Origin of the sequence: Kitasatospora sp. NPDC059599 (genome assembly GCF_042735125.1) — a bacterium.
Classification (GTDB): domain Bacteria; phylum Actinomycetota; class Actinomycetes; order Streptomycetales; family Streptomycetaceae; genus Kitasatospora.
In genome coordinates, this window is record NZ_JBHWCL010000232.1 from 1 (window position 1) to 10168 (window position 10168).

Here is a 10168-nt window from a genome sequence, read left to right on the forward strand (position 1 = left end):
GTCCTGGCCGCCTGCGGGAGCGGCGGGCAGGACGGCGCCGGCAGCGGACCGGCCCGGCTCAGCGTCGCCGACTCCTACATCCCGCTGCCCCCGGCGGGCGGCATGGCCGCCGGCTACCTGACCGTCCGCAACGACGGCGGCCGGGACCAGCTGGTCGGCGTGACCAGCCCCGGCGCCGAGTCGGTCACCATGCACCGCTCGACCCCGTCGAGCATGGAACAGGTCGCCAGCCTGGACGTGCCCGCGCACGGCGCGCTGCAGTTCGCCCGCGGCGGCACCCACCTCATGATCATGGGCTGGCAGAAGGCCCCCGTCCTGGGCGACGAGGTGGAGCTCGACCTCACCTTCGCCAAGTCCGGCACCATCTCGGTCAAGGTGCCGGTCAAGGAGCTCACCTACCGCCCCGGCCAGAGTTAGGGGACCCGCCACCATGCAGTCGGCCGGCCTGGAGAAGGCCTCACACCGCCGGATCACCGGGGTGCTCGGAGTGCTCGGCGCGCTGCTCGCGCTGATGCTCGCGGGCGCCGGACCGGCCTCCGCGCACGCCACCCTGGATTCCACCGACCCGCGACAGAACTCCGTGGTCGCCACCGCCCCGGCGGCGGTGACGCTGACCTTCAGCGAGTCCGTGTCGCTCTCCTCGGACTCCGTCCGGGTGCTCGACCCGGCCGGCAAGGCCGTGGACACCGGCGACCCGGCGCACGCCGACGGCAGGGGCAACACCGCCCGGGTCGGCCTGAAGGGCGGGCTCGCCAACGGCACGTACACCGTCGCCTGGCGGGCCGTCTCCGACGACTCGCACCCGGTCGGCGGCGCCTTCACCTTCTCCATCGGCGCGCCCTCGGACACCTCGGTGTCGGCCACCGCGCTGCAGGGAGCCAAGGCCGACGGCCTGGTCGCCGCCCTGTACGGCACCGGACGCACCGTCGCGTACGCGGCGTTCGCGCTGCTGGCCGGGGCCGCCGCCTTCGTGCTGGTCTGCTGGCCGGCCGGCACCGCCCGGCGGCCGGTGCAGCGGCTGCTGATGACCGGCTGGACGGCGCTGCTGGTCTCCACCGTCGCGGTGCTGATGCTGCGCGGCCCGTACGAGCGCGGCTCGGGGATCGGACAGGCCTTCGACCTCTCGCTGGTGCGCGCCACCCTGGACGAGCGGATCGGCACCGCGCTGGCCGCCCGGCTGCTGCTGCTCGCGGCGGGCGGGGTGTTCCTGTCGCTGCTGGTCGGCCAGCTGGGGCAGCCGTCGACGCCGCTCCCGGCGCAGCCCCCGACGGGCGGCGCCGAGAACGGGCCGGTCGAGGGCGGCGGCGCCGGCGGGCGGGCCGGGAGCGGACGCACCGAGGACGAGGACACCGAGGACGCCGAGCTGCGCGAGCTGGAGCGGCGGGCCGCCGAGCGGCCGCAGCGGGAGACCCGGCTCGGCCTCGGCGTGGCCGGGCTGGTGCTGGCCGTCGCCCTCTCCGCGACCTGGGTCGGCGCCGACCACGCCTCGGTCGGCATCCAGGTCTGGCTGGCGCTGCCGTTCGGCATCCTGCACCTGATCGCGATGGCGTTCTGGCTGGGCGGACTGGCCGCACTGCTGGTCGCGCTGCGCGAGGGCGCCGGCGCCGGGGTGGTGGACCGCTTCTCCAGGATCGCCTTCGGCTCGGTCGCCGTCCTGGTCGTGACCGGGATCTACCAGTCCTGGCGGGGCCTCGGCAGCTGGGGCGCGCTGACCGGCACCGAGTACGGGCGGCTGCTGCTGGTGAAGAGCGGCTGCGTGGCCGTGATGCTCGGCGTCGCCTGGATCTCCCGCTCCTGGCTGGCCCGGCTGCGCTCGGCCCCGGCCGAGGCGGCGGAGGTCGAGCAGGCCGAGGTGCCGGAGCCGGTCGGCGTCGCCGCGCACAGCGCGGACCCGGTCCGCCAGGCCCAGCTGGACCGTCAGCGGGCCGCCCGGGAGAGCGCCGGGCGCGAGCGCGGGCTGACCCCGACCCGGGCCGGACTGCGCCGCTCGGTGCTGGTCGAGGCGCTGGTCGCGGTGGCGGTGCTGGTGGTCACCACGATGCTCACCAACTCCCCGCCCGGACGGGTCGCGAGCGAGGTCACGGCCGGGACCGCCGCGCCGGCCACCGGCGGGGCCGCGGCGGCGCCGCAGACCGAGCCGGGCCGCACCGTCGAGCTCAAGCTCCCGTACGACACCAAGGGCCGGACGCCGAACGCCAAGGGCACCGCGACCGTCACCCTCAACCCGGCGCGGACCGGCCCGAACGAGGTGAAGCTCGCCCTGGACGGCGCCGACGGACAGCCGGTGGACGTCCCCGAGGTGCAGCTCGCCTTCACCCTGCCGGACCGCGACCTCGGCCCGCTGCCGGTCGCGCTCACCCCGGAGGGCACCGGCCGCTGGAGCGGCACCGCGCAGCTGCCGCTGGCGGGCACCTGGGTGGTGTCGGTGCAGGTCCGCTCCTCCGACATCGACCAGACCACGCCGACCCAGCAGTTCAAGATCGGCTGACGGCGGTGGACGACGTGACGACGAACGACCGGCCCCAGGACCACGGGACGACGGACACCGGGACGACGGACGCCGCACCGGTGCAGGAGCGGGCCGCCGAGGACCGTACCGGCGTCACCCGGCGGGCGCTGCTCGGCACCGCCGGCGCCGGGCTGCTGGTCGGCGCCGGGGCGGGCGTCGCCGGGGCGGTCGCCCTGGACCGCACCGGCCGCCCCGCCGGTGCGGCGGCCACGGGCGGCGCACTCGGCGCGGCCCGGGTGCCGTTCCGCGGCGAGCACCAGGCCGGGATCCTCGAACCGCAGCAGGCCAGGGTCCAGCTGGCGGCCTTCGACCTGTCCGACGGTGTGGGCCGGGACGGGCTGCGCGGGCTGCTGCAGCGCTGGACGAAGGCGGCCGAGCGGCTGACCGCCGGGGAGCCCGCCGAGGAGTTCGACGACCAGGTCGCCCTGGACGCCGGGCCCTGCTCGCTCACCCTCACCGTCGGCTTCGGCGCCGCGCTGTTCGACAAGGCCGGGGCGGCCGACCGCCGCCCGGCCGGGCTCGAACCGCTGCCCGCCTTCCCCGGCGACGCGCTCGACCCCGCCCGCGGCGACGGCGACCTCTTCCTCCAGATCGGCGCCGACGACGCGCTGGTGGCGGTGCACGCCCTGCGGGTGCTGCAGCGGCTGGCCGCCGGCACGGCGGCACTGCGGTGGCAGTCGGCCGGCTTCGCCCGCACCCCCGGGGCCGCCGGGAAGCCGGTGACCGGCCGCAACCTGATGGGCCAGGTCGACGGCACCAACAACCCGAAGCCGGGCGAGGACGGATTCGCCGCGAAGGTGTTCTGCACCGCCGGCGGGGAGCAGCCGGCCTGGCTGGCCGGCGGCTCGTACCTGGTGTTCCGGCGGATCCGGATGCTGCTGGACCACTGGGAGGCGCTCCCGGTGGAGCGGCAGGAGCGGGTGATCGGACGGCGCAAGACGGACGGCGCCCCGCTCGGCGCACCCGCCGGGTCCGGCGAGCACGCCCCGGTCGACCTGTCCGCGCAGGGCCCGGACGGCACCCTGGCGATCCCCGCCGACGCGCACGTCCGGGTCGCCGCCCCGGCGGCCAACGGCGGGGCGGCCATGCTGCGGCGCGGCTTCTCGTACCACGACGGGCTGCTGCCGGACGGCTCCCCGGACGCCGGGCTGCTCTTCCTCGCCTTCCAGTCCGACCCGCGCAGCGGCTTCACCCCGGTGCAGCGCAAGCTCTCCCGGGGCGACGGCCTGTCCCGCTTCCTGCGGCACGAGGCGAGCGGGGTGTACGCGGTGCCCCCGGCCGCACCGGCCGGGGGCTACCTCGGCCAGCAGTTGCTGGAGGGTTGAGGCCCTTCCCGGGAGGCCGGCGCGGTCCCGTACCACGGGCCGACCGGCCGTGTCCCGGCCATCGGAACGCTTTCCTGCCGCGACCGGGGAATCGTTAGGGTGACAGCTTCGGCAGCATCGCGTCCGCACCACCGCGTCCGCACCGGCCGCACCGCACCGTTCGTAGCGCACCACCCCGTCCGCACCGCCCGTTCCACGCAGCACCGAGTCCTCCCGGAGGCGTCATGTCGGCGACCCGCTACACCTACCTCGGCCCGGCCGGCACCTTCACCGAGGCGGCGCTGCACACCCTGCCCGAGGCGGCGACCCGCGAGCTGGTGCCGCTGTCCTCGGTGGCGCTGGCCCTGGACGCGGTGCGCGGCGGGGACGCCGCCGGGGCGTTCGTGCCGATCGAGAACTCGGTGGAGGGCGCGGTCACCGCGACCAACGACGAACTGGCCTCCGGCGCACCGCTGATGATCTACCGCGAGGTGCTGCTGCCGATCTCGTTCGCGCTGCTGGTGCGCCCGGGCACCGAGTTGTCCGGGATCAAGACGGTCACCAGCCACCCGGTGGCCCAGCCGCAGGTGCGCCGCTGGCTGGCGGCCAACCTGCCGGAGGCGACGTGGGAGTCGGCCGCCTCCAACGCCGACGGCGCCCGGCTGGTCTCCGAGGGCCGTTACGACGGGGCGTTCGCGGGCGAGTTCGCGGCGCCGATCTACGGGTTGGACCCGCTGGTCAAGGACATCGCCGACGCCAAGAGCGCGGCCACCCGGTTCGTCCTGGTGGGCCGGCCGGGCCGGGTGTCCTCGCCGACCGGCGCGGACAAGACCTCGATGGTGGTCTGGCTGCCGGACGACCACCCGGGCGCGCTGCTGGAGCTGCTGCAGGAGTTCGCGGTGCGCGGGGTCAACCTGATGCGGATCGAGTCCCGGCCGACCGGCGAGGGACTGGGCAACTACTGCTTCCTGATCGACTGCGAGGGCCACCTGTCCGAGCGCCGGGTGGGCGAGGCGATGATGGGGCTCAAGCGGATCTCCCCGCAGGTGCGGTTCCTCGGTTCCTATCCGCGCGCCGACCGGCAGGTGTCCACCCACCGGCGGCCGGGGACCTCGGACGCGGACTTCAGCTCGGCGGCGGACTGGCTCTCCCGCGCACTCGACGGGCGCGGGGACGTCTGAGTCCCGCGGCGGCGCGCGGGGACACCGGACGCGGCGGAGGCGGCGGAGGCAGGCGGCGGAGGCGGCGGAGACGCCGGAGACCTCGCAGTCATCCGAGCGATACCCGTTGTCTTTCTGACCTTTTCCGACCGTTTTGGACTGCGGCGATCGGGCGGGGCGGACGACCCCACCCGTCGTCCACAGGCCCGCCCGGGGCCGCGGGCCGCTGTCCACAGGCCCCACCTCTGTCCACAGCTCCGAGTTATCCACAGGTCTGGGGACGAGTCGACAAACCGGTATAGCCATTACCCAGAACTGGTCGGATCATCGGTTTGCGTCGCAGAGATGACTAATCGGACCAGAGTCACCCGGTTGCCAGCAAATCACCCGTCTGAGTGCTTCAATTCCCTCACTCGGAAAGGTCGAATGGGGTTTGAAACCTCAATTCCCTGGCTCGGTCGCGCGGAGGGTGATCCTCCCCTTCGATCCACAGCCCCGGCCCCGGGCCTGTGGATAACCCGACCCGGGAGCGGCCCCCACAGAAGTTATCCACAGGACGGGGGTGGTTATCCCCAGGGGAAAACCGGTACCGGTGGAGGAACGCCCGCCCGGTACGCTTGGGCCTGTGATTGACCTTCGCCTGCTCCGTGAGGACCCTGACCGAGTGCGCGCCTCGCAGCGCGTCCGTGGCGAGGACGTCGACCTGGTCGACGCCCTCCTCTCCGCCGACGAGCGGCGCCGGTCCTCGGGCAGCCGCTTCGACGAACTGCGCAGCGAGCAGCGGGTGCTCGGCAAGCAGGTCGCCCAGGCCAAGGGTGACGAGAAGACCGCCCTGCTGCAGCGCACCAAGGACCTGGCCGCCGAGGTCAAGGCCGCGGACGCCGAACAGGGCGCCGCGAAGGAGGAGGCCGACCGCCTGCTCCGCTCGCTGGCGAACCTCATCGACCCGGCCGCCCCGGTCGGCGGCGAGGAGGACTTCGTCACCCTGGAGGAGATCGGCACCCCGCGCGACTTCTCCGCCGAGGGCTTCGAGCCCCGCGACCACGTCGAGCTCGGCCAGATCCTGGGCGCCATCGACACCGAGCGCGGCGCCAAGGTCGCCGGTGCCCGCTCGTACTACCTGACCGGCGTCGGCGCGCTGCTGGAGCTCGCCCTGGTCAACATGGCGATCGCCCAGGCCACCGCGGCCGGCTTCGTCCCGATGATCACCCCGACCCTGGTCCGGCCGGCCGCCATGGACGGCACCGGCTTCCTCGGCCAGGCCGCCGAGAACGTGTACCACCTCGCCGAGGACGACCGGTACCTGGTCGGCACCAGCGAGGTCCCGCTCGCGGCGTACCACATGGACGAGATCCTGGAGGCCGACAAGCTGCCGCTGCGCTACGCCGGCTACTCGTCCTGCTTCCGCCGCGAGGCCGGCACCTACGGCAAGGACACCCGCGGCATCATCCGCGTCCACCAGTTCGAGAAGGTGGAGATGTTCGTCTACACCACTCCGGAGGACGCGGAGAACGAGCACCGCCGCCTGCTCCAGTGGGAGAAGGACTTCCTGAACGCGCTGGAGCTGCCGTACCGGGTCATCGACGTCGCCTCCGGCGACCTCGGCGCCTCGGCCGCGCGCAAGTTCGACATCGAGGCCTGGATCCCCACCCAGGGCAAGTACCGCGAGGTCACCTCGACCTCCAACACCACCGAGTACCAGGCCCGCCGCCTGTCGATCCGGATGCGTGAGGACGGCAAGACCCGCCCGCTCGCCACCCTGAACGGCACCCTGGTCGCCGTCCCGCGCACCATCGTGGCGATCCTGGAGAACCACCAGCAGGCCGACGGCTCGGTCATCGTGCCCGAGGCGCTGCGGCCGTTCCTCGGCGGCCGGACGGTCCTCGAACCGGTCAAGTAACCGGTTCCCCGGCACCACCCGCTCCACCCGCTCCACCCGCAACTCCCGGGAGACGACCGGCCCATGAGCACCACCAGCCCCAGCCCCGTCTCCCCGGAAGGCACCCGGGACGGTGGCGATCTGCCCTACCGGCTGATCGCCACCCCCCACGACGGCACCCTGCTGTCCAGCGAGGAGAACGGCACCGAGCGCACCCCCCCCGCCCGGGCCCGCGCCCCCCGCGCGGGCGCGCTGCACATCATCGTCACCGGCCGCTCGGCCGTCTGGGCCCGCCCGGTCTTCGACGAGATCGGCTACACCGGGATAGCCGTCTGCGGTCAGGGCGCCCAGGTCTACGACGCCGGCGCGCACAAGCTGCTCACCTCGCTCACCCTGGACCGCCGGCTCGCCGCCCTCGCCGTCGAGAAGATCGAGGCCGAGACCGGCCCGCTCGCCGTCGCCGCCAACCAGGACGGCCTCGACGGCCAGGTCCTGGCCGGCCCCGGCTACGAACTGCTGATCGGCTCCGACCTGCCCGTCGTCCGGGTCGACCGCGACGGGCTGCTGGCCTCCCCGGTCAGCAAGCTCTACGTCCAGCACCACGCGCTGACCGACGACGCCCTCGCCGACGCGGCCCGCCGCGCCGCCGGCGACCTGGTCGGCGTCGTGATGGCCGGCCCCGGTGTCGTCGAACTGCTCCCGTTGGGCCTGTCCAAGGCCACCGGTCTGGCCGTCGCCGCCCGCCGCCTGGGCGTGCGCGCCGCCGACACCATCGCCTTCGGCGACATGCCCAACGACGTCCCGATGTTCGGCTGGGCCGCCCACGGCGTCGCCATGGCCAACGCCCACGAGGAACTCCTCGCCGTCGCCGACACCGTCACCGCCGGCAACGACGAGGACGGCGTCGCGGTCGTGCTGGAGCGCCTCTACCCCGCCCGCTGACCGGCGGTGCGCCCCGGGCCCGGGGACGGGCGGGACTCCGGGGTCCCGCCCGGTGCGGCGTGTCGGTGGTCGGGTGTTCACGGACCGTTCCCCGACAGTTGTAGGATGACCGGGCAATCAGTTGTAGGATGACCGACGACTGGTGAAGGCGCACGTGCGACGGCGGAGGGAGGTGGGTCCGGAATGAGCGGCGAGGGCAACGGCCTGCAGGCGGCCGGACGACGGTCCCTGGTGGACACCGCGATCGACCAGCTGCGGGAGCAGCTGGCCGGCGGGGTCTGGCCCGTGGGTTCGCAGATCCCCACCGAGCACGAACTGGCCGAGCAGCTGCAGGTCGGACGGAACACCGTCCGGGAGGCGATCCGGGTGCTGGTGCACGCCGGAATGCTGGTCTCCCGGCAGGGCGAGGGGACGTTCGTCCGCTCGACCAGTGACCCGGCCTCCGTCCTGCGCGGCGTCCAGCGTTCGGGCATCCGGGACGTCCTGGAGGTCCGCGCGGCGCTGGAGACCGAGGGCGCCCGGCTGGCCGCGCTGCGGCACACCGACGAGGACGTCCGGCGGATGCGGGCCGCGCTGGCCCGCGAGGCCGAGGTGTTCGCGGCGCACCCCGAGCGGGCGAGCCGAGAGGCCACCGTCGAGCACGACCTGGAGTTCCACACCGCCGTCGTCGAGGCCGCGCACAACCCCGCGCTGGCCGAGGTGTACCGCTACTTCGGCGCCTCCGTGCGCGAGGCGATGACCTCCGCGTTCGGCGACCACGACATGCCCGAGGCCGTCGTGGCCACCCACGAGGCCCTGGTCGACGCGATCGAGAGCGGTGACCCGGACCGGGCCGAGGCGGCGTGTCGCACGCTGCTCGCCGGCCCGACCGCGGCCGTCGAGCAGCTGCTCGCGTCCATCGCGGCCCGGAAGTAGGACGGCGCGAGCCTCCTCCGTCCCGCCCGCATCCACGCACATCCCGGAAAGAACAGCACACCCATGGCCGTCACCCGTGCCCAGCAGCCGGTTGTCACCACCCCTGCCCCGCTCCCGGTCCGCACCCGGCTGGCCCATCCGCTCCTGCTGCTGACCGGCATCGTGCTGGTCGCGCTGAACATGCGCGCCTGCCTGGCCGCGATCTCCCCGATGGTCGGCGAGATCCAGCGGACCTTCGGCCTCTCCGCGACCGCCAGCGGCCTGATCACCACCGTCCCGGTGCTGTTCCAGGGCGTCGGCGCCCCGCTCACCCCCCGGCTGACCCGGCGGTTCGGCGCCGAGCGGGTGGTGCTGGGCGCGGTGCTGGTGCTGGGCGCGGGCGTGCTGCTGCGGGTGCTGCCCTCGGTGGCCGCGCTGTACGCGGGCTGCGTGGTGATCGGCGTGGCGATCGCGGTGCTCAACGTGTCGATGCCCGGCCTGGTCAAGCGGGAGTTCCCGGACCGCGCGGCGACCATGACCGGCGTCTACTCGACCACCATGCTGGTCGGCGCGACCCTCGCCGCCGGTACCTCCGTCCCGCTGGAGCACGTGCTCGGCGGCGGCTGGCGGGCCTCGCTCGGCGCCTGGTCGCTGCTGGCGCTGGTCGCCGCGGTGGCCTGGCTGCCGCAGGTGCTGCGCAGCCGTCAGGAGCGCGGCGCGGTGGCCGCGGCCGCGACGCCGGGCACGCCGGGCACGCCGGTCGAGGGCATCTGGAAGTCCCCGCTGGCCTGGCAGATCAGCCTCTTCATGGGCATCTCGTCGCTGCTGGTCTACACCCTGGTGGCCTGGATGCCGACCATCCTGGCCGACCACGGCATGGACCGCGGCCAGGCCGGTCTGGTCTTCGCCTTCTCCAACCTGGTGCAGGTGGCCGGTGCCTTCCTGGTGCCGCTGATGGCCGGCCGGATGACCAACCAGCGCGCCCTGGCGGTGACCATGGCCGCCCTGAACGGGGTGGGCATCGCGATGCTGCTGGTCGCGCCGGTCTCCGCCGCGTGGGTCTCGGCGGCAGTCCTCGGGGTGGCCCAGGGCGGTTCGCTGGGCCTGGGCCTGGCGTTCATCGTGCTGCGCACCGGCAGCGCGGCCGGTGCCGCCCAGCTGGGCGGGATGTCGCAGGCGATCGGCTACCTGGTCGCGGCGGCCGGCCCGGTCGGTGCCGGCGCCCTGCACCAGCTCACCGGCGGCTGGGAGACCACCCTGGTGCTGATGCTGGCGCTGGTGCTGGTGGTCGGTGTGGCCGGCTGGGGAGCGGGCCGCAACCGCACGCTCTGACCCTCCGGCGTCCGGACCCGCCACGGCGTCCGGACCCGCCACGGCGTCCGGACCGCCTCGACGGTCGTGCTACGCGCAGCGGCCAAGGGAGTGCCCCGCCACGCCCGTCACGAGCAGCGGAGTCAGGCCAGCGAGAAGCCACACCGCC

General features: G+C 74.4%; 8 protein-coding genes. All 8 read left to right on the plus strand.

All coding sequences use genetic code 11. The features are described 5' to 3' along the window. On the plus strand, window positions 1-417 hold a 417-nt coding region (locus ACFV04_RS41950; RefSeq protein ID WP_380536369.1), incomplete at its 5' end, for a copper chaperone PCu(A)C. A gap of 13 nt (window positions 418-430) precedes the next feature. Continuing rightward, window positions 431-2488, plus strand: a complete 2058-nt coding sequence (locus tag ACFV04_RS41955; RefSeq protein WP_380536370.1) for a FixH family protein — start codon at window positions 431-433, stop codon at window positions 2486-2488. Window positions 2489-2568: 80 nt separating this feature from the next. After that, a complete protein-coding gene (efeB, locus tag ACFV04_RS41960) occupies window positions 2569-3834 on the plus strand; it encodes an iron uptake transporter deferrochelatase/peroxidase subunit (RefSeq protein WP_380536376.1) in 1266 nt (421 codons plus the stop codon). 224 nt (window positions 3835-4058) lie between these two features. Then, on the plus strand, window positions 4059-4994 hold the full coding sequence (gene pheA, locus ACFV04_RS41965) for a prephenate dehydratase (RefSeq protein ID WP_380341613.1): 936 nt from the start codon (window positions 4059-4061) through the stop codon (window positions 4992-4994). Between the two features lie 604 nt (window positions 4995-5598). Then, entirely contained in the window at window positions 5599-6873 is a 1275-nt protein-coding gene (serS, locus tag ACFV04_RS41970) for a serine--tRNA ligase (RefSeq protein WP_380536372.1), read from the plus strand. A 63-nt stretch (window positions 6874-6936) separates the two neighbouring features. Then, complete coding sequence (locus tag ACFV04_RS41975) at window positions 6937-7794, plus strand: HAD family hydrolase (protein ID WP_380536373.1); 858 nt, start codon at window positions 6937-6939, stop codon at window positions 7792-7794. A gap of 183 nt (window positions 7795-7977) precedes the next feature. Next, a complete protein-coding gene (locus ACFV04_RS41980) occupies window positions 7978-8709 on the plus strand; it encodes a FadR/GntR family transcriptional regulator (protein ID WP_380341608.1) in 732 nt (243 codons plus the stop codon). Window positions 8710-8772: 63 nt separating this feature from the next. After that, window positions 8773-10020 carry a CynX/NimT family MFS transporter gene (locus tag ACFV04_RS41985; RefSeq protein WP_380536375.1) on the plus strand — a complete coding sequence of 416 codons (1248 nt, stop codon included), beginning with the start codon at window positions 8773-8775 and terminating at the stop codon, window positions 10018-10020. The last annotated feature ends 148 nt before the right edge of the window (window positions 10021-10168 follow it).